General features: G+C 62.0%; 21 protein-coding genes. 10 read left to right on the top strand and 11 right to left on the bottom strand.

Going from position 1 to position 24,320, the window contains the following annotated elements:
- Nucleotides 1-287: 287 nt before the first annotated feature.
- Nucleotides 288-2,162 (bottom strand): adenine deaminase, encoded by a 1,875-nt coding sequence (locus ABSY17_RS13655; RefSeq protein WP_378951548.1) that lies wholly within the window; start codon nt 2,160-2,162, stop codon nt 288-290.
- A 108-nt stretch (nt 2,163-2,270) separates the two neighbouring features.
- On the opposite strand from ABSY17_RS13655, the gene ABSY17_RS13650 reads away from it, so the two are divergent.
- On the top strand, nt 2,271-3,194 hold the full coding sequence (locus tag ABSY17_RS13650) for a nucleoside hydrolase (RefSeq protein ID WP_378951545.1): 924 nt from the start codon (nt 2,271-2,273) through the stop codon (nt 3,192-3,194).
- A 51-nt stretch (nt 3,195-3,245) separates the two neighbouring features.
- Here the strand turns inward: ABSY17_RS13650 and ABSY17_RS13645 are convergent, their stop codons facing one another.
- Entirely contained in the window at nt 3,246-4,427 is a 1,182-nt protein-coding gene (locus ABSY17_RS13645; RefSeq protein WP_378951542.1) for a M20 aminoacylase family protein, read from the bottom strand.
- Between the two features lie 148 nt (nt 4,428-4,575).
- Between ABSY17_RS13645 and ABSY17_RS13640 the strand changes: the two genes are divergently transcribed.
- Nucleotides 4,576-5,220, top strand: a complete 645-nt coding sequence (locus ABSY17_RS13640) for a phosphoribosyltransferase (protein WP_378951539.1) — start codon at nt 4,576-4,578, stop codon at nt 5,218-5,220.
- Nucleotides 5,221-5,337: 117 nt separating this feature from the next.
- On the opposite strand, the gene minE is transcribed toward ABSY17_RS13640, so the two are convergent.
- The 3 genes from minE to minC are packed head-to-tail and all read right to left on the bottom strand — an operon-like array spanning nt 5,338 to nt 7,159.
- A complete protein-coding gene (minE, locus tag ABSY17_RS13635; protein ID WP_378951537.1) occupies nt 5,338-5,601 on the bottom strand; it encodes a cell division topological specificity factor MinE in 264 nt (87 codons plus the stop codon).
- The gene (minD, locus tag ABSY17_RS13630) at nt 5,598-6,413 is read right to left on the bottom strand and encodes a septum site-determining protein MinD (RefSeq protein WP_378951534.1); all 816 of its coding nucleotides are present in this window, start codon (nt 6,411-6,413) and stop codon (nt 5,598-5,600) included. Before minD ends, minE begins: the two co-directional genes overlap by 4 nt.
- A 20-nt stretch (nt 6,414-6,433) precedes the next feature.
- Complete coding sequence (minC, locus tag ABSY17_RS13625) at nt 6,434-7,159, bottom strand: septum site-determining protein MinC (protein ID WP_378951531.1); 726 nt, start codon at nt 7,157-7,159, stop codon at nt 6,434-6,436.
- Between the two features lie 363 nt (nt 7,160-7,522).
- Here minC and ABSY17_RS13620 point away from each other — a divergent pair, with 363 nt between their 5' ends.
- The gene (locus ABSY17_RS13620; RefSeq protein ID WP_378951528.1) at nt 7,523-8,632 is read left to right on the top strand and encodes a CapA family protein; all 1,110 of its coding nucleotides are present in this window, start codon (nt 7,523-7,525) and stop codon (nt 8,630-8,632) included.
- Here ABSY17_RS13620 and ABSY17_RS13615 read toward each other — a convergent pair.
- Genes ABSY17_RS13615 through arcD form a run of 5 tightly spaced genes read right to left on the bottom strand, consistent with a single transcriptional unit; the run spans nt 8,592 to nt 14,881 of the window.
- The gene (locus ABSY17_RS13615; RefSeq protein ID WP_378951525.1) at nt 8,592-10,130 is read right to left on the bottom strand and encodes a Na+/H+ antiporter NhaC family protein; all 1,539 of its coding nucleotides are present in this window, start codon (nt 10,128-10,130) and stop codon (nt 8,592-8,594) included. The two genes, ABSY17_RS13620 and ABSY17_RS13615, sit on opposite strands and share 41 nt — an antisense overlap.
- Before the next feature lie 26 nt (nt 10,131-10,156).
- Nucleotides 10,157-11,095, bottom strand: coding sequence for a carbamate kinase (arcC, locus tag ABSY17_RS13610; protein WP_378951522.1), 939 nt, complete (start codon nt 11,093-11,095; stop codon nt 10,157-10,159).
- Between the two features lie 2 nt (nt 11,096-11,097).
- Nucleotides 11,098-12,102 (bottom strand): ornithine carbamoyltransferase, encoded by a 1,005-nt coding sequence (locus tag ABSY17_RS13605; RefSeq protein WP_378951519.1) that lies wholly within the window; start codon nt 12,100-12,102, stop codon nt 11,098-11,100.
- 35 nt (nt 12,103-12,137) lie between these two features.
- On the bottom strand, nt 12,138-13,367 hold the full coding sequence (locus tag ABSY17_RS13600) for an arginine deiminase (RefSeq protein WP_378951516.1): 1,230 nt from the start codon (nt 13,365-13,367) through the stop codon (nt 12,138-12,140).
- 35 nt (nt 13,368-13,402) lie between these two features.
- Entirely contained in the window at nt 13,403-14,881 is a 1,479-nt protein-coding gene (arcD, locus tag ABSY17_RS13595; protein WP_378951513.1) for an arginine-ornithine antiporter, read from the bottom strand.
- Nucleotides 14,882-15,242: 361 nt separating this feature from the next.
- Here arcD and ABSY17_RS13590 point away from each other — a divergent pair, with 361 nt between their 5' ends.
- The 7 genes from ABSY17_RS13590 (at nt 15,243) to ABSY17_RS13560 (ending at nt 23,047) form a co-directional block, all read left to right on the top strand.
- Entirely contained in the window at nt 15,243-15,896 is a 654-nt protein-coding gene (locus ABSY17_RS13590) for a DUF2161 domain-containing phosphodiesterase (RefSeq protein ID WP_378951510.1), read from the top strand.
- A gap of 121 nt (nt 15,897-16,017) precedes the next feature.
- Complete coding sequence (locus tag ABSY17_RS13585) at nt 16,018-16,365, top strand: hypothetical protein (protein ID WP_378951507.1); 348 nt, start codon at nt 16,018-16,020, stop codon at nt 16,363-16,365.
- A gap of 180 nt (nt 16,366-16,545) precedes the next feature.
- Nucleotides 16,546-17,238, top strand: coding sequence for a TerC family protein (locus tag ABSY17_RS13580; protein ID WP_378951504.1), 693 nt, complete (start codon nt 16,546-16,548; stop codon nt 17,236-17,238).
- A gap of 199 nt (nt 17,239-17,437) precedes the next feature.
- The gene (gene rimO / locus ABSY17_RS13575) at nt 17,438-18,754 is read left to right on the top strand and encodes a 30S ribosomal protein S12 methylthiotransferase RimO (RefSeq protein ID WP_378951501.1); all 1,317 of its coding nucleotides are present in this window, start codon (nt 17,438-17,440) and stop codon (nt 18,752-18,754) included.
- A gap of 191 nt (nt 18,755-18,945) precedes the next feature.
- A complete protein-coding gene (locus tag ABSY17_RS13570) occupies nt 18,946-20,199 on the top strand; it encodes a multidrug effflux MFS transporter (RefSeq protein ID WP_378951498.1) in 1,254 nt (417 codons plus the stop codon).
- A gap of 148 nt (nt 20,200-20,347) precedes the next feature.
- Nucleotides 20,348-21,565 (top strand): ABC transporter substrate-binding protein, encoded by a 1,218-nt coding sequence (locus ABSY17_RS13565; protein ID WP_378951495.1) that lies wholly within the window; start codon nt 20,348-20,350, stop codon nt 21,563-21,565.
- 414 nt (nt 21,566-21,979) lie between these two features.
- The gene (locus ABSY17_RS13560) at nt 21,980-23,047 is read left to right on the top strand and encodes a helix-turn-helix transcriptional regulator (RefSeq protein WP_378951492.1); all 1,068 of its coding nucleotides are present in this window, start codon (nt 21,980-21,982) and stop codon (nt 23,045-23,047) included.
- 178 nt (nt 23,048-23,225) lie between these two features.
- On the opposite strand, the gene ABSY17_RS13555 is transcribed toward ABSY17_RS13560, so the two are convergent.
- Nucleotides 23,226-24,320 (bottom strand): NADH:flavin oxidoreductase, encoded by a 1,095-nt coding sequence (locus ABSY17_RS13555; RefSeq protein ID WP_378952655.1) that lies wholly within the window; start codon nt 24,318-24,320, stop codon nt 23,226-23,228.

Raw genomic sequence — 24,320 nt, 5'->3', positions numbered from 1 at the left:
GCGTCCTTCGAGGCTCGCCCGCCAACACTTTTGGAACATCTGCAACCGCTTCGCGGGCTCGCACCTCAGGATGAGGACCGTTGTGCGAGCGCGCTGTTCTGAGAGACTGCACCCAAGGCTTGACTAGGTTCAGCTGCCCTCAAGACTTGCCGCAATTCGCATTCCTACGCCTCGCCTGGCACCCAGCTCAACAGTCCTCATCCTGAGGTGCGAGCCCGCAACGCCGTTACAGAACCAACACCAGCATGGGCGGGCGAGCCTCGAAGGACGTACTCATAATCCTGTCCTCACCACACCACCGGGTGGCTCGCTCCGGTCTGCACATTGACAAAACCTTGCGGCACCGCATCGGTCGGCGCCACCAGCACCCAGCGCCACGGCGCGCAAGTCAGGGTTGCAAACTGCAGCCGCTCGGGGAAGCCCGGGAACCAGCGTGGCGAGAAGGTCGGTTCATAGAGCCATTCGATCTTGTTGGCCTCGGCGTAGAGCTTTTCCATCTCGGCATCGAGGGCCTCGGCGGGGCGGTTGGTCATGAGACCGCCGACCTCGTAGTGCACGTCGGCAACCACCTCGCCGCCAGTGACCAGCGCCCAGCCGCCCTGGTTGTCGACGATGCGGTTGACCACTTCGGCCATCGCCGCGTCGGATGAACCGACGACCCAGATGTTGTGCTTGTCATGCGCCACGGTGCAGCCGACGGCGGTGTCGGGTGTCTTCGGCCCGCAGCCGAGCCAGAACATCTTGGCCACCTTGCCCTCGCCCGAGAAGCGGTCGACGATCGCGAACTTGGTGATGTTGCGCTCGCTGTCGCGCTGGACCTCTCCGTCGACCACAGGCAGTTCGCCGGTGATGAAATTGTCGTCCCAGTGAAATGGCCTAAGCAGTGCTGCCTGCATCGTCTCGCGGCCCGGTTCGGCGCGAATGGCGAAATCGCCGGCGGAAAGCCGCCGGCCGATATTGACCGTTTTCGTCGCCCAGTCGGGCCAGTCGATGCGCGGCAGGTGGCCGGTGAAGGTCTTGCCCGCGGAGACCTGTTCGCCGTCAGCCCAGACCTCTGAAATCGACACCGTTGCCGCCTTGTCGAGCATCACCATGTCGGCGAAGCGGCCGGGCGCAATGGAGCCGACGAATGGCGTCAATCGCATGTGCCGCGCCGGGTTGATCGACACGCACTGATAGGCGATCTCAGCCGCCAGCCCGCTTTCGATGGCGAGCCGGACATTGTAGTCGGTCGCGCCCATCTTGAGCGTGTCAGAGGCGCTGCGGTCGTCGGTGGCGAAGGCCACCTGGCTCCAGTCGCGCAGCCCGCGCTCGAGCAGGCCATTGATGATGTCGGGCATCGAATGGGGACGGATTTCGATGAAGATGCCACGTCTCAGCTTGTCCCACGCTTCCTCAGGCGTCCAGGCTTCGTGATCGGACGACAGGCCCGCGGCCGAAAACGCATTGATCGAGGCCAGATCGCGCAGACCCGAGCCATGGCCCTCGACGACGCCGCGCTTTTCGAAAGTCGCCTGGATCATGCCCCACAGCCGCCCGTAGGACGGATTTTCCGGGTTCCACACCGCAGGCCAGTCCATCACCTCGTCGAGGCCGGCGACCATCGCGCTTTCGGCGAGGAAGGCAGCCTGCTCGTCATAACCGAAATGCCCCCCACCGCATTCATAGGCGGTCGGCGGCACGGCCGAACCGGGCAGCGGGAAGATCTTCATCGGTGAGCCGGCGCGCCGTGCCGTCAGCCAGAATTCGAGGTTGTTCGGGCCGTTGACGTTGGAGAATTCGTGGCTCGCCTCACAGGTCCAGGTGTTGCCGCGCGGCATGACCAGTGCCGCCTCATGCTCGGGCGTCAGGTGCGAGCTTTCGATATGCTTGTGCACCTCGCCGAAGCCGGGCACAGCCGACAGATGCGTGCGATCGATGGTCTCGCGTGCCTTGCCCGGAAAGGTACCCGCCGGACCGACATAGGCGATCCGCCGGCCGCTGATCGCCACCTCGCAATCGTCCATCCAGGTGCCGGTGTGCACGTCGAGCACGCGGCCGAGCTGGACGAGCCGATCGGCCTCGTGCTTGCCCAGGGCGACAAGGACCAGATGCTGGCGGATGCGGATTTCGTCGGCGGCATCGATCAAAAGATCGTCTGGGCGGTCAGTGGCGTCGGTCAATTTCGTAAACTCGTTTGGGTGTCGTCATGTATTTCAGCTTGATTCACCTGACCCGAAAATGGGAAGCGAAGCCAGACTTGTTTTGAGACTGAAACGAAAGGTCGCGCGATGCAGCAGAACCCCACCCGCACTGTCATCATCGACACCGATCCCGGCATCGACGATGCGGTGGCAATCCTGCTCGCACTGAAGTCGGCGGAATTCGACGTCAAGGGCATCACGACTGTTGCCGGCAATATCGGCATCGCAACGACGACGCGCAACGCCGGCCGCATCCTGGCGTTGGAAGGTCGCAACGACGTGCCGGTCATCGCCGGTGCCACCGGGCCGCTGTCGCGAAAAGGCTTCGACACCGCCGACATCCACGGCAATGACGGGCTTGGCGGCGTGGCGTTCCCGGACCCGCTGGCAGCCCCTGCAGGCAACGACGCAGTGGCCTGGCTGCGCGAGACGCTCGACACGGCTGATGCAGGTAGCATCGCCATCCTGGCACTCGGACCGCTCACCAACATCGCCCGACTTGTGCAGGAACACCCAGACGCAGCCAAGCGCATCGGCCGGGTTATCGCGATGGGTGGTGCGGTCTATGAGCCCGGCAATATCGGCCCGCGCTCCGAATTCAACATCGCCGCCGACCCCGAGGCCGCCGAGATCGTGTTCGACGCCGGTCTCGAAATGACGCTGATCCCGCTCGACGTGACGCGCAAGGTCCGCGCCACGCGCGACGACACGGCGATGCTGCAGAACACAGGCGTACCGGCGGCGGTGGCGTCGGGGGCGCTCATCGACGCCTATTTCCAGTCGACCACTGGTGGCGAGAGCCGTCCGCTGCATGACCCTTGCGTCATGCTTTTGGCGCTTGATGAGGCCCTGTTCGGCTGTGAGACCCTGAAGCTCTCGGTTGACACCGGCACGACGCGCGATGCCGGCGCGCTCAGCGTCGACGAGACTGGTTCTTCCGTATCGGTGGCGCTCAAGGTCGAGAGTGCTGCGGTGCTGAAGCTGCTCTACGAGCGCCTGTCGGCGGAGTGAGAATCTCGTCATCCCGGGGGCGAAGCCGCACTCAGGATGACGACCGCGCAATCACGCTACAGCCAGTTCCTGCTCGACCAGCGTGGTCCAGAATTTTACGCCAGTGGCGATGGCCGCATCGTTGAAATCGTAGCGGCTGTTGTGGTGCAGCGCGCCATCGACTGCCGGACCGTTGCCGAGCCAGACATAGGCGCCCGGCACTTCCTGACCGAACATGGCGAAATCGTCACCGGCGGTCGAGGGCGGAAACTCGGTCATCACCTTGTCGATGCCGAGTGCACTTTGCGCCGCCGCCAGCGCCCGCCGCGTCGCGTCGCGGTCGTTGACCACGGGTGGCATCTGCCTGAAATAGCGGTAGTCGGCCTCGATGCCATAGAGCTGCGCCGAGCCCTGCGCCAATGCGCCGATCTCTTCTTCCAATTGGTCGCGTACGGCAGCCGAATAAGCGCGCGAGGTGCCGCCGATCTTCACCAGGTCGGGAATGACGTTGAGCGCTTCAAAGCTGCCGGCCTCCATGGCGCAGGCGCTGACTACGGCTGGCTGCAGCGGGTCGACGCGACGCGCGACGATAGTGTGAAGTGCCGTCAGGAACTGGCCAGCGGCGGTCATGGCATCGCGGCCGAGATGCGGCTTGGCGCCATGGGTGCCGATGCCTTTGAACGTCACTGTCCAGCGGTCGGAAGAGGCGAGCTGCGGGCCGGCGACGACCGCCATGCTGTCGGGCGCAATGCCCGGCATGTTGTGCAGGCCATAGACCGCATCGACCGGAAACTGCTTGAAGAAACCGTCTTCGATCATCGCCTTCGCGCCACCGCGGCCCTCCTCCGCCGGCTGGAAGATGAAATGCACCGTGCCGGAGAAATTCTTGCGCCGGGCAAGCTCGCGCGCAGCGCCCAGCAGCATCACCGTGTGGCCGTCATGGCCGCAGGCGTGCATCTTGCCGGCTTCCTTCGATTTGTAGGCGCGATCCTCGGCCATCTCCGGCATGGCGAGCGCGTCCATGTCGGCGCGCAGCGCGATGCGTCGCGCGCCCTCGCCGAGTCTGAGCGTGCCGACGACGCCGGTCTTGCCCAGGCCTGCGTGGACCTCGATGCCGGCGTCCGCCAGCGCCTTCTGGACGATGCCGCTGGTGCGAACCTCCTCGAAGCCGAGCTCGGGATGAGCGTGGATGTCGCGGCGCAGTGCCGTCAGCATCTCGATTTCGCCCTTGTCGTTGGCCTTGCCCGATGTCATCACGCTAAAACTCCGTCCGGCCTGTGTCGTCGATTTCGTGGTGCGCGGGACCGTCCGCGCCGCACCTCCTTCTGCAACAGAAAGTTCGCTTGTGCCACTCGCTCCGCATCAATTCTGGCAAACGGTCTATCCGGCCGGTAGTTTCGACATGGACCCTGTGGAGGGTTTTCGCGAACTCTTTCCGGCACAACTCGCCGACGGGCGCCAGATCGCGCTGCCCATCCGCGTGCTTCCGGGCGATGGCGGCAAGGCGGTGGCCTCGCTGATCGTCAACCAGGCGAGCTTCGCCGTCGAGGATGCGCTGACGGAGGCGATGGCGGCACTTGCCTCGGCGTACGAGCCGGAGGTGGTCATCGGCGTGCCGACGCTCGGCCTGCCGCTTGCCAATGGCGTGGCACGGCGTCTCGGTCATTCGCGGATGGTGGCGCTCGGGACGTCCAGAAAATTCTGGTACTGCGAGGAACTCTCCGAGCCGATGAGCTCGATTACCAGCCCGACTCATGCCAAGCGGCTCTATCTCGATCCGCGCATGTTGCCGCTGCTGATGGGCAAGCGCGTTGTCGTAGTCGACGATGTCATAAGCTCCGGCACCTCGATGCTGGCAGTACTTCGTCTCCTGCGCACGGCAGGGATCGAACCCGTGGCGGCCGTCTTCGCCATGCTGCAAGGCGACAATTGGCGGTCAGCGCTCGCCGGGTATGATGCTTCGCTCGTTTCCCGCGTTCATGGCGCGATCGCCTCACCGCGCCTGAGCAGCACGTCAGATGGCGCATGGCTGCCGAGCAAGACGTGAAGGGCGAAGCGTTCTCTGCTCGGAGCGAAAGCTAGGCTGGATTGGGCAGGCGTGAGAGCGGCAGCTCCGTTTCGTCGGAATGTCTGCCACTCTAGCGGTCGATGCAGCAGCAGTTCGTCAGAACGCGGCCGCGGTACCTGCATTGGGAATGTGGATGTCGATCTCCAGCGTCGACGTTGTCGCGCCCCGATCCATGGTTATGCGAACGTCGTCCTGGTTGACTTGAACGTGCCTGGCGATCACGGCCATGATCTCCTCACGCAACACGGCGACGAGATCGGGCTGATTGCGGTTGTTGCGCTCGTAAGCCAACAGGACTTGCAAGCGCTCGCGCGCTACCGGCGCACTGGCGCGACGTTTGAAAATGTCGAACAGGTTCATGCCACCCTCCTACCCAGGAGACGGTTAAGGAGGCCTTTCTTCTCTACAGGCAGGACCATCGGCACGTCCTCGCCTTCCAGACGTCTCGCGGCGTCGACATAGGCGCGCGCGGCTGCGTTGGTGGGCTCGTTGAGCGTCACCGGCGAGCCGACATTGGATGCGCGCAGTACGCCCTGGTTCTCTGGAACGATCCCCAATAGTGGTGTGGATAGGATCTCCAGGACGTCGTCGATGCTGAGCATCTCGCCGCGCGCGGCGCGCGCCGCGTCGTAGCGGGTGACGAGAATGTGCTTGATGACGCTCTCGCCCTGCTCTGCTTTCAATGTCTTTGCGTCGAGCAGGCCGATGATGCGATCGGAATCGCGGACGGAGCTCACCTCTGGATTGGTGACGATGACCGCCTCGTCGGCAAAGCGCATGGCGAGCTGAGCGCCCCGCTCAATGCCAGCCGGGCTGTCGCACAGAACATAGTCGAATTTTTCGCGCAGCCTTCCGATCACATGGGCGACGCCCTCCTCGGTGAGAGCGTCCTTGTCGCGCGTTTGCGAGGCGGGCAGCAGGAAAAGCGTGTCGACGCGCTTGTCGCGGATCAGCGCCTGCGAAAGCTTGGCCACCCCTTGCGTCACGTTGACGAGATCGAACACGACGCGCCGCTCGGCACCCATGACGAGATCGAGATTGCGCAGGCCAACATCGAAGTCGATGAGGGCGACCCTCTTGCCAGTCTGGGCCAAAGCGGCGCCGAGGGCGGCAGTCGAGGTCGTCTTGCCAACGCCTCCCTTGCCGGATGTGACGACCACTACCTTGGCCATGTCTTGTATCTCCAATATTGTCAGTTGAGGGCCGTGACCAGAACGACGCCCTCATCGAGGAAGGCCTGTATCGCCCTGCCCCGCGAGGATGGTTCCATGTCTTCGGCAGTGCGGTACCAGCCGTCCACGGCCAGAAGTTCCGCTTCGTTTTTCCGGCAGAAGATGCGCGCCTTGCGATTTCCCCAGGCACCGGCGAAGGCGCGTCCGCGCAAGGTGCCATAGACGTGAATGGAGCCGCCCGCGATGATCTCGGATCCGGAGCTGGCCGAACCGAGAACGATCACATCCCCATCGGGGTGAAGGATCGACTGGCCGGAGCGGATCGGCGATTCGATGATCAGTGTGCTCGAGGCCGACGCCTCTTCCGGCTTGGCCGGCGCGGCAGCCTTTGCGTTCTGCTCTGTTTCCTCGGGCAACTCCTCGATGACCGTTTGCCTGGCCCCGACGAGCAGCGGAGGCAATTCGGGACCCAGGGCATCGATGCCTTTGGCCTCGATCGCATAGACCCGTATCCCGCGGGCGGCGAGTTCAGACACCAGGGGGCCAATGTCGCTCACTGCCGGCTTGAGCATGTTCAGGTCGAGCACTACCGGGCGACCGGAAAAGAAGCCGGGAGAATTCTCGATCCAGCCATCCAACCCTTGGAACCACTCGGCCAAAGGTGCTTCGGGCACAAGTGCGAAGGCGACGAACGAGCGCGCACGGAAGCGTATCGACTTCTTCTCGGTGGGGGCGACGCTGTTCACGGAGGCAGGTCCTTGCAAATCGGATCGCGGGTGTAGGCCATGGTAAACGAAACGTAAACCGCAATTCTGGCGCCCTTGCCCCGAAGCGTCCGCCGGCATTTCCGCCGGCCTATGCGCTTCTCCGTGCATCTTCTTGCTGCTTCTGGCGCCATTTCGATCATGTTTGTCGGGCCGGAACGCTGGCCCACCCGGCATCTGGACGGTAGCGCGATGAAGACCGAAGAGAGCCCTGCCGCGAGGCAGGATTGCATCGCCAATTCCGCCGTAAAATGCCGTATGCTAATGTCGTGCGCGAAGAAGCAGATCGCGACGAATTTGACCCTGCGAGCATTTCCGCCCGGCCGGAACAGAGGCTTGTGGACGATGAGGCTTTTTCTGTGCGGCGACGTCATGACCGGCCGCGGTATCGATCAGATCATGCCGCATCCCTCCGATCCGGCCATTCACGAGTCCCATGTCCGCTCGGCGCTCGACTATGTGCGATTGGCGGAACGCCTGTCCGGCGAAATCCCGAGGGCGGTGCCCTTCGACTACATCTGGGGCGACGCGTTGGACGAGATCGACAGGCGCGAGCCTGATCTGAGGATCATCAACCTCGAAACGAGCATCACCGCTCGCGGCAAGCCCGAACCGAAAGGCATCAACTACCGCATGCATCCCGACAATGTGGGCTGCATCGTCGCGGCTGAAATCGACTGCTGCACCCTTGCCAACAACCACATCGCCGATTGGGGGATGGAGGGCCTGAAGGATACCTTGGTGGCCTTGCAGCGGGCCGGGATCGCCACGGCCGGCGCGGGGCTCGATGCCGATGCCGCCATGCGCCCTGCCCTGCTCGACAAGGTCCCCGGCAAGCGCGTGCTCGTCTTCGCGTTTGCCTGTCCCGCGAGCGGGGTTCCCGCCTCATGGGCCGCAGGCAAAGGACGGCCGGGCGTGAATTTCTTGCTCGACCTCGGCGAGCGCTGTCTCGCAAGCGTCGCTGCCGGCATCGCGAAGTGGCGGCAGTCCGGCGATCTCGTCCTTGTCTCGATCCATTGGGGTTCCAATTGGGGCTATGACCTGCCTGCGCAGCATCTGCGCTTCGCCCGCGCCCTGATCGACCGTGCCGAGGTGGATATCGTCCACGGGCACTCGTCGCATCACCCGCTGGGCATCGAGGTCCATGCCGGCAAGCCGATCCTCTATGGATGCGGGGATTTCATCAACGATTATGAGGGGATACGCGGATATGACGAACTGCGCCCCGATCTTACGCTGGCCTATTTTGTCGATCTAGAGGATCGGAGCCATCGCCTGCGAAGCCTCGAAATGGTGCCCTTCCGCCTGCACAAGCTCCGCCTTGCTCGCGCATCGGAGAGGGACGCTGCGTGGCTTCGCGAGATACTGGACCGCGAATGCCACAGATTCGGCCGGGGTGTTCGCCAGAGCGAGCTCAATACGCTCGTCCTGTGTGGTCCGGAGGCTCGGCCATAGCCGCCCCCTGGGACGAGTCCGCATCGCCATTGCGATCCGAACGCGCTGCCACTTTCAACACTCTCAGGCCGAAGGCCGCGAACAGGATCGTGAACATAGGATTGAGGAAGTTGAAGAAGCAGAATGCGAAATAGGCCGTGGTGGGCACACCGAGCGTCGCCGCCATATAGGCCCCGCAACTGTTCCATGGAATCAACGGTGAGGTGACCGTGGCCGAGTCGCCAAGCACGCGTGACAGGAGCACGGGCGCCAGACCACGTTTTGCGAAGATCGGTCTGAACAACCGGCCTGGCAGCGCGATGGCAATGTACTGATCCGAGGTCAGCAGATTGGCACCTATGCAGGTCGCGACCAGCGTGGCGACGAGGCCTCCGATCGATTTTGCCCGGTCGACAATCGGCGCGATGAGCCGGTTGAGCAGGCCAGCATGCTCGAGGATCGCGCCGAAGGCGAGCGCGCTGATGATGAGCCACACTGTGTTCATCATGCTGGACATGCCGCCACGGGTCATGATCGTGTCGAGGGCCACGTCGCCGCTGCGGAAAGTATATCCGGTAGCCATGGCAGACCACACGCCCTTCAAGAATGCCAGGGCCGACGGCAGCGCAGGATCGCCCGCAAACGCGATGACGCGCGACGGATCGTGGAAGCAAGCCACGATGCCTCCGACAAGCGCTCCCACGAAGATCGTGACGAATGGCGGAAATCGGACGAGCGAGAGGCCCACGACGAAGAGGAAAGGCAAGAAGACCCACGGTGAGATCACTACCAAGGCGCCGATACGAGCAAGGGCCCGTGATGCGTCGAAGTCCCCTGGTGCCCCCAGGAATGCGAAAATCACCACGGCGAGGAACAGTGAGGGCAGCGACGTCCACAAGGATTCGCGAATATGCGTATAGATGCCAGACCCAGCGGTGGCTGTTGCGAGGTTTGCCGTATCCGACAGCGGTGACGCCTTGTCGCCGAAATAGGCCCCCGAAATGATAGCGCCTGCCGTGATAGCAGGCGACAGATTCATGCTGATTGCAATCCCGATAAGGCCGATGCCTATCGTGCCAGCGACGGTCCAGGAACTGCCGATGCTGAAGCCGACAACGGCGCATACAAGAGCAGTCGTTGCGTAGAAGAAATTCGGGCTGAGGATTTTCAGTCCGTAATAGATCATCGCGACGATCGTACCGCTGAGCGACCAGGTGCCGATCAGCGCGCCGACTGCGAGCAGGATCATGATAGCCGGGAGGCCCGCGGCGACCCCATCGACCGCTGCCTGCCGGATGCCGTCCCACGGCATTCCGTTCTTGTAGGCTATCCCTGCTGCGATGGTCCCGCAGAACAGCAGCGCAACCTGGTTCGGACCCGAGGAAGCAGAACTGCCGAACAGAAAGTAGGACAGCGCGAGGAGCGCCATCAGTGCGATGACCGGGATCAGTGAGTCGAGCAACGACGGGAGCCTCACCCCACTGCCGCCTTCATCTGAAACTGGAGTTTCCTGCGCCATTTACAGGGGCCTCCCCGGGCCCCTTGTCATGCGTGCCAGGTGATCTCCTGGAATTCGTCGCTCACTATGGTTCCCTTCTCGCCGCGAACGATGGCCGGAATGTCCTCCAGCGCACCGATAGCCGCAGCGTGTCCGGTGGTCAGCGCGAAGCGGCAGGCGGCGTCGACCTTCGGCCCCATCGAGCCAGCCGGGAACTGATACTGCGAAAGCAGCTTCGGACTGGCCTTGTGGATCGCCTTGGCCTCCGGCGTGCCCCAGCCGGTGAAAACGGCTGCGGCGTCCGTCGCCATTACAAACAGGTCCGCCTCCAGCTCGCGCGCCAAGAGTTCCGAGCAGAGATCCTTGTCGACAACGGCTTCGACGCCGACGAGCTTGCGCTTCGCAGTCGGGTCATACATCGTGGGAATGCCGCCACCGCCGGCGCAGATGACGACCGTGCTCTGCTCCAGCAGCCATTTGATGGGCCGGATTTCGAATATCCGCTTGGGTATTGGCGACGGCACCACGCGGCGCCAGCTGGGGCCGTCCTGTTTGAAGACCCAGCCTTTCTCCGCCTTGATCTTGTTGGCTGCGGCTTCGTCGTAGACGGGCCCAACGAACTTGGTCGGGTTTTTGAAACCCGGGTCGTTGCCATCGACTTCGACCATCGTCAGCAAGGTGGCGAAAGGCACTTCGAATGGCAGCAGATTGCCAAGCTCCTGCTCGATCATGTAACCGATCATGCCTTCCGTCTCGGCGCCAAGGACGTCGAGCGGATAGGCTTCTTCAGCCTTGTAGGCCGCCCCTTGCAGCGCAAGGAGCCCCACCTGCGGACCGTTGCCGTGGCTGATCACCACCTGGTGTTCGGCAGTGACCGGGGCAATAGATTCGGCAGCGGTACGAATGTTCCGCCGCTGGACCTCAGCGGTCATGGGTTCGCCCCGCTTGAGGAGCGCGTTTCCGCCAAGTGCGATAACTATACGCATGATCAATCCCCGATCGTGGCGACCAGAAGGGCCTTGATGGTGTGCATCCGGTTTTCGGCCTGTTCGAATGCGATATTCGCATCGGATTCGAACACGTCGTTGGTGACCTCGAGGCCGTTGGACATGCCGTGATCCTGGGCGATCTGCTTGCCCACAGTGGTTTCCGTGTCATGGAATGCCGGCAGACAGTGCATGAACTTGACCTGCGCGTTGCCGGTCGCCTCCATCATCGCCTGGTTGACCTGATACGGCTTGAGCAGCTTGATGCGCTCCGCCCACACTTCCTTGGGTTCTCCCATCGATACCCAGACATCAGTATGGATGAAATCGACGCCCTTCACGGCCGCCTTTACGTCATCTGTAATGGTCAGCCTGGCGCCGGACTTAGCGGCGAGTTCCTTGGCGATCTTGACGTAGTCATCCGATGGCCACAATTGCTTCGGCCCGCAGATCCGGACATCCATGCCCGTCAGGCAGCCGACGATCATCAGGGAATGCCCCATGTTCGACCGCGTATCGCCCACATAGGCATATTTGATCTCGGCGATTGGCCGGTCGCTGTGCTCGCGCATGGTCATGACGTCGGCGAGCATCTGCGTCGGATGGTATTCGTCGGTTAGTCCGTTGTAGACGGGAACGCCGGCATATTTCGCCAGTTGCTCGACGCCGCCCTGTGCCGAACCGCGGTACTCGATCGCGTCATACATGCGTCCCAGCACGCGCGCCGTATCCTTGAACGACTCCTTGTGCCCGATCTGCGATCCGGACGGATCGAGGTAGGTGACGTTGGCGCCCTGATCGTAGCAGGCAACCTCGAATGAACACCGGGTGCGCGTCGAGGTCTTTTCAAAGATCAGGCAAATTTCCTTGCCGGCGAGATGCTTCTGTTCGGTGCGCGCGTATTTGGCTCGCTTGAGATCGCGGGCGAGATCGAGAAGATAGCGGAACTCTTGTGGCGAGTAGTCCTGCACCGTGAGCAGCGAACGGTTGCGAAGGTTGAAGCCCATGATTTCACTCCCGATAAATCTCGACAACGAAGATTTCAGTAGGCTGGCTCGCGCCAGATGGGGCACGTCATGCAATGGCCGCCACCGCGACCGCGTCCGAGCTCGGAGCCACGGATCGTGATGACTTCGACGCCGGCTTTCCTCAGAAGCGTGTTGGTGTATGTGTTGCGGTCGTAGGCCACGACAACGCCAGGCTCGATCGCCACGACATTGTTGCCGTCGTCCCATTGTTCCCGCTCGGCTTCATAGAAGTTTCCCCCGGTCGCCACAGTGTTCAGGTTGCCGAGGCCAAGGGCCTCCTGGACGACGGAGAGCATCGGCTGGTCCTCGCGGCGGATTTCGAAGCGACCGCTCTCATCGATCGGATACAAGCTGTAGCAGCGGATCTGGTCGACGACATCCCGGAACATGGTCACCACCTCGTGGTCACAAAAGCTGAACACCGTATCGAGATGCATCGCCGCGCGGCTCTTGGGCATAAGGCAGCCGATGATGCGCGTTGCTGCCTTGCTGCGGAACAGCTCTCGAGCCACCTGGCTCACCGCCTGATGGGTCGTGCGCTCCCCTAACCCGATCAGCACCACGCCCTTGCCGACCGGCATGACGTCTCCACCTTCTATTGTGGCATTGGCGAATGGCTCGTCGGAATCGCCCCACCAGATCTTGAAGTCTCCCTGTCTGAACGAGGGATGGAACTTGTAGATCGCACGCTGGACCAGGGTCTCCGGCTTGCGAGCCGCCCAGAACATGGGATTGCATGTTACGCCACCATAGATCCAGCAAGACGGATCACGCTGAAACAAGGTGTTCGGTATCGGCGGCAGGACGAACTCGGCGTGGCCGAATGCTTCTGCCATCAGCTCTTTCCCCAGACCGTCGGGGAGATCGGCGACGGTGATTCCGCCGATGACATGGAGTGCCAGTCGGGCCGGCTCCAAATCGTCCAGCCACGGCCGCATGAAGGCTGCGTTCTGCAAGCCGACCGTATTTGGAGTGATCAGGCGATCGAGCACGAATTGGCGGCCGTCGCCCTCGGCGAGGGTGTCGGCGAGCAGGTCGTGGAGTTCGAGGACCTCGACGCCGCGTTCCTGCATCTTCAACACGAAGTCGTAGTGATCTTTCTGTGCCTCGTGGACCCAGATCACATCGTCGTACAACAGGTCGTGGCAATTGCCCGGGGTGAGGCGCTGATGGGCAAGCGAAGGCCGGCAGACCATGACAGTTCTGAGCTTGCCAATTTCTGAATGTACGCCGAACTGTCGCATCGGTCGTCTCCTCTTCAATGTGCCCCCGATTGCATTCACAGTGGACTGATCTTGCCGGTCCACATCAGCCAGGCCGCTACGGCGGCAGCGATGACGATGCCGGCAGCGATGACATATTCGATACCCGAGAAGGCGCGCTCTTCGTGCTCGGTTCGTGCCTTGAGATAGACTAGGATGCCTGGTGCAAAGAGCACGGCGCACATCAGCAGATATGTGAGGCCAGCCGCATAGACGAGCCAGATGCCGTAGGCGGTGGCGAGCGCGCCGATCAGTATATCCTTGTTGCGGCGCGATTTTTCGCCCGTGTAACTTTCACCGGTCAGGGCCAGTTTCAGCGCGTAGCCGCCCGACAGCACATATGGCGGCAGGATCGCCACCGACGCGATGAGATAGAAGAACTGATAGGCGCTCTTCGAAAAGAAGCTGAGCAAAAGGAATGCCTGGATGAGCGCATTCGTTGCCCATAGCGAGTTGACCGGCGACCCGTGTGCGTTTTCTGCCGCAAACCACCTCGGGAAGGTTCCGTCGCGGCCGCATGTGTACGGTATCTCCGCGCAAAGCAGGGTCCAGGACAGGAACGCGCCGCCGACGGAAATGATGAGCCCGACGTTGATCAGCGCTGCACCCCAGGAGCCAACGAGCGCCTGCATCACGCCGGCCATGGAGGGGACTTTCAGGTCGACCAACTCCGGCCTGCTCATCACCGCCGTAGCAAGCAGCGATACGAGAACGTAGATCGCAAGCGCTCCGGCAAAACCAATCACCGTTGCGCGACCGACGTCCGCACGACGCTCAGCGCGAGCTGAGTACACGCTAGCCCCTTCAATGCCGATGAACACCCACAAAGTGACAAGCATCGTGCTCTTGACCTGAGCTAAAATCGACCCAAGTCCGCCGACGCCTTGAATGTCGCCCCGCCCCCAGAAGTTGAAGGTCAACTTGTCCCAGTTGAATGCCACCAGCGCAATGAGAATGAAAATGACCAGCGGTACGAGCTTGGCGATGGTCGTGATGACGTTGACGAATGCCGCCTGTTTGATTCCACTGAGGACGAGCAGGTGGACCAGCCACAGGCAGATCGACGCGCCGAGGATCGATGCGAGGTTGTTGCCGTTACCGAATACCGGGAAAAAGTGGGAAAGCGCCGAGAAGATTGCGACCGCATAGGCGACATTTCCCAGAAAGGCGCTCAGCCAGTAGCCCCATGCGCTGTTGAAGCCGACAAAGGCGCCGAACCCGGCTTTCGCATAGGCATATGGGCCAGCGTTCAGATCCGGTTTGCGCACTGCCAGGTTTTGGTAGACGAAAGCCAGCATGAGCATGCCCACACCGGAAATCAACCAACCGATCAATATTGCGCCTGGCGACGCTCCACGCGACATATCCGACGGCAAATTGAAGACACCACCGCCGATCATCGACCCTACGACAAGCGCCACCAAAGGCAGCAGAGTCAGTTTTTGCACTGGCGAGGAGATCGCCTGCGGGGTGTCGAGCGCATTGATTGCGGACATGGCAGTCGGTCCTCCTCACGTCTAGGAGTCCTGCGGTATGCGACATTCTTAAACAGGCTTGCACGGCCTGTAATTGATCCGCGTCAATCCGATCGCGGCTAAGGGGAGTGAAAATTCGCGGCGTTGTGTCCACGGACGTGACCTGCAGGCGTTACAAGCCGTCTGGAATTTGCAGGCAAGCCGGAATACTTGGGAAAATTGCAAAGTCGCGGCCAGATCGCTGGCCACATGCGCTACGTCTACGAGCGACGCTGGTTAATGATAGGGCAAACCAGCTTTGGCGTTGAGGTTGGCGACATCATTCGAAATTTCTTCTTATGATCAAACGGCTGTCGGAATATTTTGACACGGGGGTATCTGATTGCACGAAACGGCGCTCTATGGCCCGGTTAAGGGTTTCCTCGAAGGGCTGGGGTTCGAGGTCAAAGGCGAGATCGGTAGTTGCGACCTGGTGGCGCTTAGCGCCGACGCACCGCCGGTCGTGGTGGTTTGCGAACTCAAGCTGCAATTCAATCTTGAACTGGTCCTGCAGGCAGTAGACAGGGCTGCGGCAGCCGATGAAATCTGGCTCGCGGCGCGCATGTCCAGGCGCGGCAAGGGACGCGAAAGCGACAAGCGGTTTCGCATCCTTTGCCGACGGCTCGGGTTTGGATTGCTTGGTGTTCTCGACAATGACCGGGTGGAGGTGCTGCTCAGCCCGATCGCTCCAGCCCCACGGCGGGATCCCAAACGTCGGTCCCGGCTCATCGACGAACACCGGCGCCGGCAGGGTGATCCGGTGGCTGGTGGCAGCACGCGGTCTCCAATCATGACCGCCTATCGCCAGGACGCATTGAGATGTGCCGCTGGCCTGGCTTCCGGCCCGCTGCGGCCACGCGACCTGGCCCAGACGGTTTCGCGCGCTCCGAAGATACTTCTGGACAATGTCTATGGCTGGTTCGTGCGGATTGAACGCGGGGTCTATGGTCTGACCGATTCAGGACGTGCAGCACTCCAGCGTTGGCCGCAATCCTGAGCGTTTGCCTGGCTCCTGCATAGACACGCCTGCCCCGCCGCTCGAAGCGACTTCACCCTTCATCTCAACCGCTTGAAAATAGATACTTTATCGGCGTCTCTGCGCACGATATAGAGTTGGCATGAGCTTTTCGTACCATTCGGCATTCTCGCTCCTGGTTTGCCTCTCCGCCACACTTCTGGGTGGCTGCAGTCGCTCGTCCGATGGTTCGGTGATCATCCCCAAGCATATGGATTCCCGACGCTTCTGGCAGGATGACGAGGCCAAGCGTGCAGCCACCGAGCGTGAGTTGGCCGCACGCTACCCGGAAGGCGGTCCACAAATTCGTTTCGTCGAACAGCAGGCCATGTCGGCGCGGCGCGGCCCGAAAAGCAAATCTGGCGGCGTCGGCGAGAGCAGGAATTCCGATCCGCTTGCATGCCGTAGCGTGGCCAGCCCCACGGGGCGCGTCAGGCATTACTGCGACTGACACGCATTTATCGGTGTGCAGCTTCCCTCGATAGACTAGTTTTCACCTGAATTTGTCAGCTACGCGTCAGCAAAAGCCCGGTTCCGGGTGATTTCATACAAACCTGTCGCTCTTCGGTTGACGCGCCACCTGCTCGCGTTATAGCCCGTTTCGACGCTGCTACGGAGAGGTCACGTCGACATGGAAATTTTCACAGCCGCAGGCTTTACGGCCCTTCTGCAAGTCATTGCCATCGACTTGGTCCTTGCCGGCGACAACGCCATCGTCATAGGCCTTGCCGCCGCCGGCCTTCCCGCCGACCAGCGCAAGAAGGCCATTCTCGTCGGTATCGCTGCGGCTACCGTTCTGCGTATCTTTTTCGCGCTCATTACCCAATGGCTGTTGGCCGTCGGGCCGATGCTGCTCATCGCCGGCGGTCTACTGCTGCTCTGGGTCTGCTGGAAGATGTGGCGCGAACTGCGCGTCAGCCATCAGGAAGAGCAGGACGCAACCGAAGCGCTCGCCGATGCAGACTACAACAAGGATGGAACGGTAGCCGGCAAGGGCCCGCGCAAGACCTTTGCCCAGGCAGCCTGGCAGATCGTCATCGCTGATGTCTCGATGTCTTTGGACAACGTGCTCGCCGTCGCTGGTGCAGCAATGGATCACCCGACGGTCCTGATCATCGGTCTGGCCTTGTCGGTCGCGCTGATGGGCTTTGCCGCGTCCTTCGTGGCGCGACTGCTGCACAAGTATCGCTGGATCGCCTATATCGGCCTGCTGATCATCTTCTATGTCGCCGTGAAGATGCTGCTCGACGGCGCCGTCCAGCAGTTCCCGGATCATTTCGCCTTCCTGGCGCCGTGGTTCGGTCCGAGCGCCGGCGGCCACTGACCTTTGAGGGCAGCACAGCACGGGCCGGTCCTTTCCAGCCCGTGCTGTTTGCCGGCAGTCCCCAGGTTTTCATGATTGGGGAACTGTGCTATTGCGCCGCTCAAATTGAGTTCGCCAGCGAGCTTGCAAACCGACTTTCGTCCGAGATTTCCGGGCCGGACCTCAGGGTTTCCGGCCCGCTTCCATTGGAAACCTGCCCATGTCCGCAGCACCCCGCGTCAGTTTCGTCAGCCTTGGCTGCCCCAAGGCACTGGTGGATTCCGAGCGTATCATCACGCGGCTCCGCGCCGAGGGCTATGAGATTAGCCGCAAGCATGACGGCGCCGACCTCGTCGTCGTCAACACCTGCGGTTTTCTCGATTCCGCGCGCGATGAATCGCTGAGCGCGATCGGCACAGCACTCAAGGAAAACGGCAAGGTCATCGTCACCGGCTGCATGGGCGCGACGCCGGAACTGATCCGCGAAAAGCACCCCAACGTGCTGGCGATCACGGGTCCGCAAGCCTATGAAAGCGTCATGGCAGCCGTGCATGAAGTGGCTCCGCCGGCTCATGATCCATTCACCGACCTGGTGCCGCCGCAGGGTGTCAAGCTGACCCCGCGCCACTACGCTTACCTCAAGATTTCAGAGGGTTGTAACAATCGCTGCACGTTCTGCATCATCCCTGACCTGCGCGGCGACCTGGTGTCGCGCCCGGCCGGCGATGTGCTTCGCGAGGCCGAAAAGCTCGCCAATGCCGGCGTCAAGGAACTGCTTGTCATCTCCCAGGACACCAGCGCCTATGGCATCGACATCAAATACGCCTCCTCTCCATGGAAGGACCGCGAGGTCAGGGCGAAGTTCCTCGACCTGTCGCAGGAACTCGGCGAACTCGGCATCTGGGTGCGCATGCACTATGTCTACCCCTACCCGCATGTGGCCGATGTCATTCCGCTGATGGCCGAGGGCAAGATTCTGCCTTATCTCGATATCCCGTTCCAGCACGCCTCGCCGCAGGTGCTGAAGAACATGCGCCGCCCGGCACATGGCGAAAAGACGCTCGAGCGCATTCGCAGCTGGCGCGAAATCTGCCCGGATCTCGCAATCCGCTCGACCTTCATCGTCGGCTTTCCGGGCGAAACGGACGAAGACTTCGAAATGCTGCTCGACTGGCTCGACGAAGCCAAGATCGAGCGCGCCGGCTGCTTCAAATACGAGCCCGTTCAGGGCGCGCGGTCGAACGATCTCGGTCTCGAGCAGGTCCCTGAAGAGGTCAAGGAAGCGCGTTGGCATCGCTTCATGCAGCGCCAGCAGAAGGTCTCGGCTGGTCTGCTCCAGAAGAAGGTGGGCAAGCGCTTGCCCGTCATCATCGACGAGGCGCAAGGCACTTTGGCCAAGGGCCGCACCAAATACGACGCGCCCGAGATCGACGGCTCGGTTCATATCCAGTCGCGCCGCCCCTTGCGCGTCGGCGACATCGTCACCGTGAAGATCGAACGCGCAGACGCCTACGACCTCCACGGTTCGGCCGTTTAACCCCTGGGCGCGCAAGGGCCGTATGCTGGAACATGCGGCCTCTTTGCTCTCTGCCCGATCAAGTGGGCGGATTCGCGCATGTCATTGGCATAGTCCGAATGACCGATGACGCTTCGTAACCCCGGTTGGAAGTGGATGTAGGCACTCAGCCGAACTGGCGCCTGCCGACCATCCAGCCGGAGGCTTGCGCCATGAACATCGATCCCCACAGCGCGCGCCCCGCAGGCCTGATGAGCGAGCGACGCGTAACCATCGTTGGGGCCGTGCTTGCCGGGATCGGGCCGGCCTCGCTGTCGCTTTTCACGCCGGCCATGCCAGAGATCGTCCATGCCTTCGGTACGACCGAAGATGCCGTGAAAATGACGCTCGGCTTGTATTTCGCGGGCTTCGCTTTAGCCCAGTTGGTCTGCGGCCCGCTTTCGGACGGCTATGGCCGCAAGCCGGTCACGATGGCGTTCCTTTGGCTCTATCTCGTTGGTAGCCTGGGGGCGCTCGTCGCACCTTCGATTGATATCTTGATCTTTTCCCGGCTGCTTCAGGGCGCAGGTGCGGCTGTCGGCCTGGCCCTGTCGCGCGCGATCGTCCGCGATCTCTTTGCCCACGAGCAATCGGCGCGCATCCTCAATCTCATCACCCTGATCCTGGCGCTTGCGCCAGCGCTTGCCCCGACTGCGGGCGGACTGGTGATGGAAGTCGCCGATTGGCACGCGATCTTCCTGATCATGTTTGCAATGGGGGTTGCGGCACTTTTGACGGTCAAGTTCGCTCTGGTCGAAACGGTCGAGCGCGACCCGTCCCGCGTCCGGCCGATGGCCGTTCTGGCGACCTATCGCAAGCTCCTTGGCGACGGCTATTTCCTGTGCTCCAGCCTCGTCATCGCCGGCACCCTCGGTGCCTATTACACGATGTCTACTGTCGTTCCCTTTGTATTGATGGCTCGGCTTGGCCTCAGCCCAGCGCAGTTCGGCCTGACCATGCTTTTGCAATCCGCCAGCTTCATCACCGGTTCGTTGGTGATGCGCAGCCTTATTCCGCGGTACGGTGCCTATCGCATGGTGCCGTTCGGGCTCATTTTCAGTTCGCTCGCAGCAATAGCGATGGCAATCCTGCTTGGTCTGTTCGAAGCGACCTTCGTGACGGTGATGGCGCCTATCGCGATCTTCATCTTCGGCAACGCTTTTGTCATGCCGGCAATGTCCGCAGCAACCGTTGCAGCCTATCCAGAAAACGCCGGCGCGGCCTCATCGCTGAGCGGGTTCCTGCAGATGGGCGCGGGCCTGCTCGGCGCTGTCCTTTCCGGCCTCATGGGCGATGCCATCATGGGCATATCAGTCGTAGTACCCTTGATGGGCCTTGGCGCCGTCCTTGCGTGGCTGGTCTGGCGCAGGATTCCGGAGCCGGCCATGGCACGGGCTGTCGTTGCTCGCCAGACGCCAGCATCCTGATCGGCTCGACCGTCCCTTTTCGACTGATGCGGATCGATGTACTCGATGCGCAATCTGCAGCGCGCAATCGCGCCATCGTCCGACCGGACGATGCGCCACAAAAAGCGGTGTGGCCAGTTTCCCGGTGAAGTAAGCGGAGGAGATACGCATGCACTTCCAATGGAATAGTTCCATTACTCGTCGTCTGACCATCGGAATGGTTTCGGTGGCCGCGTTGGCGTTGTCTGCCGGCATTTCGCAGGCGGACGAAACGATCAAGATCGGTGGCATCATGTCGCTCACCGGTGGCGGCGCGTCGATCGGCAAGACGGCCGAAGTGGGCTGGAAACTGGCAATTGAGGACATCAACGCCGCTGGCGGCATCCTCGGCAAGAAGGCAGAGCTCGTGCTCGGCGACACCATGACCGACCCGACCCACGCGGTCAGCGAAGTCCGTCGCCTGATCGAGAACGAAAAGGTCCAGGCACTGGTCGGCCCTGCCACCAGCCAGGAGACCATCCCGGTCGTTCCGGTCGCAACCGAAAAGGGTATCGCCCAGGTTTCGTCGGCGGCATCCACTCAGCTTACTCCGGAAGCGGGTCCGCTCCACTTCTCGGGTTCGGTGACTGGCCTCAACCAGATGAAGCCGAACATCGACTATGCGCTCGACGTCCTGAAGCTCAAGAAGCTGGCTCTGATCTCGGACAATGGCGGCATGTCCAAGGCTGCCGTGGTGGAAATCGTCGACTACCTCAAGTCGCGCGGCATCGAGCCGACGGCAGTGCAGGAATTTGCGTTCCGTACCGAGGACATGACCCCGCAGCTGTTCCAGATGCGCAGCTCGGGTGCCGAGGCGATCCTGCTGATCAACTCGATCGGCGACGATTCGCGCAAGTTGCTTGAAAACCGCGCCGACATTGGTTGGGACGTTCCGGTTCTGGCCAGCCAGACCATGACCAACTATGCCGTCGGCAACGCCGGCGTCGTCGGCGAAGAGGCGTTCAAGGACGTCTACAGCGTCCAGTTCGTCGGCATGACCTACTGCCCGAGCGATGCGGTCGGCGAATCGCCGTTCGCGAAGTTCGTCAAGCGCGCCAAGGAGCAGGTCGCAGATGTCGACCGCATGGGCGGCGCCCCTGCACTGATCCCTTACTACATCCAGCCGATCGTGCTTGCGGCTGCGATCAACGGCTCCGGCAAGACTGATGGTCCGTCGATTGCGGCTTGGCTGCAGGAGAACGCCTCGAAGGTGGAAATGCTCACCGGCCCCATCCAGGCGAGCGCGACCAGCCACTTCCTGCCGGCTCCCGAGTCGATCAAGGTCGTCAAGAACGCCTACAAGCTGCGCGAAGACGGTATGGTCGAGCGCGCCAACTGCGGCGCATAAGCAAATCTGGGATTTCTGGATTGAACGGGCCGGGTCGCAAGACCCGGCCCGTTTCGTTTGCAGCCTGCTCAGAACTTATCCACTGCTGACATGGTGTCAAAAATTCTACGCTGACCATTTGAGATTTGACGACGTGTCGATTTAGTGACATAACTGTCGACGTTAATCATTTCGCATTCGGGAGGAAGCGCGATGACCGGTTCGAGACGGTTCTGCCTCACAACTGCGTCTTCGCTTGTCCGGCGCTATGCCCGACGAGGCTTTCTCCCTCCATCCTGATACGCCGACGCCCTGGGCCTTCCGACGGCCCTAGCGAAAAATCCAAATCGTTCACAATCCTGGCGTGCACTCCACTGCCAGGGACTGGTTCCGCACGCCCTATGGTCCGTGCGGCGGATATTGGGGAGTTCCAAGGTGACGTTTCATTCTAGGTCCATCGTTGAATTCGGCCATTTCCTCAATCGCGTTTCGGAGAGCCTTCACAATGGCGGTCCGCTGAGGAACACGCTCGAACTGGTTCGCGAGCAGTTCGATGCCTATGCGGCCGTCGTCGTCATCGAGGATCGGGTCCGTACCGGTGAGACATTCTATGTCTTCACCGAGATCGACGAGAACATGACTGACGACTCGGGAACGCCTCTTCCGCGCCCAGCGCAACTGAGCTACCTCACCGAGCGCTGCCAGCCGATGTCGGCTTCTCTTGTCACTGCCGACGAGTCTGCCCGCTACACCTTGTGGGTATTCCGTGACCGTGCGGATGCGAAGTTCAACGAAGAAGCGGCATCGGTCTGCGAAATCCTGGTCTCGCAACTTGCCCGCGGCATCGAAATGTCCTGGCGCATGGGCGCCAACGAGGTCGAGCGCACGCTCTATTCCGATGTCATGGATCGGCTCTATGTTGGCGTCGTCATCCTCGATCACTCGGGCAAGATCGTCAGGGCGTCGGACGCTGCCAACCGCTTCCTCGAAGCCCGCGACGGCCTGCAGATCCAGGGAAATCGGCTGCGTGCGACCTCCGCCAAGGAAGATCGCGAGTTCCAGAGCGCCATTAAGGCCGCGATGAGCAGCGCCGCGAGTGCCGAGGCTCCCGCCTCGCGCGGCCTGTCGCTGACCAAGCTGTCCGGGTCGCGCAATCTCGGCGTCATCGTTCGCCCGATCCAGGCCAACAAGGATAGCGCCGCGGCGGCAAATTCGGCGGTTGCCGTTTATATCAGGGACCCGGAGACCAACCCGGAGGTCGAGGGCGAACTCGTTCGTCAGTTGTTCGATCTCACGCCAGCGGAAGCTGCGGTCGCGCGCCGCCTGACCGCCGGTCTATCGCTCGAAGATGCGGCAACCTCGCTCGACATCAGCCGTAATACAGCGCGCGCCCACCTGCGTTCGATTTTCTCCAAGAGCGGGATCACACGCCAGACCGAACTGGTGCGCCTGGTGCTCAACAGCGCCGTCATCCTCGGCCATGGACCGCGCCAGGCCGCGTAGGCCTGGGCGGTCCCATACGCTGACAATGAAAGCGCCGGCGGACATGGTCCCCGGCGCTTCTTTTTGCTCTATTGTCATTCTTGGATCGAAGCTGCCTGGCTGTCGGTGATAGGCACAGCCTGTCGCCACAGGCGAAAGAGGCGCCACGGTTTCCCGGTACGGCGCCCCTTTGGTGGCATCAGAACAGCGACTTGAGCTGTTCTTTGGTGTAGCCGACGCCTTCGTTGGTGCGGCCTTGCTTGACCTTGAGCGCCCAGGCCGGATCGGCTAGCAGCGCACGGCCGACGGCCAGAATGTCGAACTCGTCGCGAGCCAAAGGCTTTTCGATGACATCGAGCGGCGCAACTTCGGCCGCATTGAGGCCCGGCCGATCGAGGCCGACGCCGCCCACCGCAATGACAGGCAGCCCGGTCAGCTTTTTGGTCCAGCCGGCGAGCGTCAGGTCGCCTTCGTTGGCAAAGCCAGGCTCCCAGACGCGGCGCGTCGAGCAGTGCATGATGCTGACGCCGGCATCGACCAGCGGCTGCAGCACCTCGGCGAGTTCAGCCGGGGTTTCGCCAAGCACCGCCTTGTAGTCCTGCTGCTTCCATTGCGAATAGCGGAAGGAGATCGGGAAATCCGGGCCAACGCGGTCACGCATTGCCTCAATCACTTCGACGGCGAAACGGGTGCGCTGGCGACGGTCTCCACCGTATCGGTCGGTGCGGCGGTTGGATGTCGCCCAGAAGAACTCATCGATCAGGTAGCCATGCGCGCCATGGATCTCGACACCGTCGAAGCCCAGTTTCTGGGCTGCTTCGGCTGCATCCGCATAGGCTTCGATGACCTCAATGATTTCCCTTTCGGTCATCGCCTTGGTCGGTTCGGGATGCCCGGTGAAGGCATTCAGGTTTTCCGAAGGGCCGACGCCCGGTACACCCGGCTGGGGAGCCATGGCGGAGTTGCGGAAGCTGCCGGTGTGCCAGAGCTGCGGGAAGATCTTGCCGCCCGCGGCGTGCACTGCCGCGCGCACTTTCTCCCATCCCGCCAGGGCCGCTTCGCCGTGGAAGTGGGGAACGCCCTCGTAGCTCGGCGCCGTCGGATGTCCGATATAGGTCGCCTCGGTGATGATCAGCCCGACCTGGTTGAGTGCGCGACGCGAATAGTAGGCCGAGACCTTGTCATGCGGCACGCCGTCCTCGCAGAAATAGCGCGACATCGGCGCCATGGCGATGCGGTTTGCCAGTTCAAGCTGGCCGACCTTGATCGGCCGAAAAAGCCTGTCGGCGATCAT

Origin of the sequence: Mesorhizobium sp. ANAO-SY3R2 (assembly GCF_042466635.1) — a bacterium.
Classification (GTDB): domain Bacteria; phylum Pseudomonadota; class Alphaproteobacteria; order Rhizobiales; family Rhizobiaceae; genus Aminobacter.
The sequence above is the reverse complement of the archived record's forward strand: the minus strand, read 5'-3'. Positions and strand labels throughout refer to the sequence as shown.